Source organism: Acidisphaera sp. L21 (assembly GCF_009765685.1).
Classification (GTDB): domain Bacteria; phylum Pseudomonadota; class Alphaproteobacteria; order Acetobacterales; family Acetobacteraceae; genus LMUY01.
This window is the reverse complement of sequence record NZ_LMUY01000093.1, coordinates 94137-95203: the sequence shown is the minus strand read 5'-3', so window position 1 is coordinate 95203 and position 1067 is coordinate 94137. Positions and strand designations below refer to the sequence as shown.

General features: G+C 61.8%; 2 protein-coding genes. Both read right to left on the bottom strand.

Annotated features, from left to right (window positions below):
• Positions 1 to 128: 128 nt before the first annotated feature.
• Positions 129 to 539 carry a DUF3597 domain-containing protein gene (locus GSQ76_RS19010; protein ID WP_158745698.1) on the bottom strand — a complete coding sequence of 137 codons (411 nt, stop codon included), beginning with the start codon at positions 537 to 539 and terminating at the stop codon, positions 129 to 131.
• Positions 540 to 637: 98 nt separating this feature from the next.
• Positions 638 to 1067: hypothetical protein (locus GSQ76_RS31275; RefSeq protein ID WP_216851156.1), on the bottom strand; the 430-nt coding region annotated here is incomplete at its 5' end.

The following is a 1067-nucleotide window of genomic DNA, read 5'->3' as shown; positions in this document are numbered from 1 at the left end:
CCTCATCACGCCTTACGTGAGCGTGGTGTTGGTGAGCCAACGGCTTCGAGGACCTTCAGTTTTCTCGAATGGCAGTAAAGTGCTAGGCGGTCTGCACGGGCGTGTCTGGAGCACCCGTGCGCATCCGATCAGATCTTCATGCTGTCTGGAACCTTGCCGCCGTTTTCTTCCAGCTTCTGCACCACGGCCTTATGGAGAGCGACGTTCTCCTCAGCCGATCCATCAGCTCCGACGTGCACGTTTAGCTCGGTTGCAAGTTGCTTCCGGGCATCAAGGCTAGAGTCTAGATCGAGCAGCTTGAGAAGATCAACGATCGAACTCTGATAGTTCCCGCCACCGACTTTCTGCGACGCCATTTGCGATAGGACTGCGCCGACGTCGACAGACCTTGATCCGGTATCCGGCGTGGTCGTCGGCGAAGGGGAGACGGCTTCCGATACCGTTTCCGGAGCGGCTTTTGATATGGCGTCAACGGTGCTTCCGGCCGCAGGTGCGCCTGCGTGGAAGATCTTGCTCATAATCGAGCTGAAAATACTCATGGGTGTGCCTCGGCCTGTGAGCCACGCTCAACGCGCCGATGTCATCTTCAGCCATTCACCATTGCGACACTCATCGCCCTGCTTTGATCACGTGACGCTCATTCGGCTACGTTGGCCGCCGCTGGCGCCTCTAGCGGCGTCTCACCGATCCCGTCATGCAGCAGGATCTCCCAGGCCGGGCGGCGGTGAATCGCTGCGACCTCGGGCCGCTCCGGCCCATAGATCGTCTCGCAGAGGTGGACTGTCATCGGCTGCCGGGTCGCACTCATGGTGCATCGTCCGCCACAACGGGCCAGCACCAGGGCATCGGCGAGCGTCTGGCCCGGATGGGCCTGACCGTCGCGGAGCAGGGCCTGGATGGGCTGGGGCGAACTCCAGCCGCACTTGCAGCGAAGGTTGAGCACGCGATGTCGCAACGTGTGCATGGAGCACGCTAGGGCGATCGTGCGGTCGAAGGGTGGCGGAGGCGGCATGGAGGGAACGTAGGGGGAACGACCGGTTGGAGTCGAGCCTTGGGATCGCTCGTCG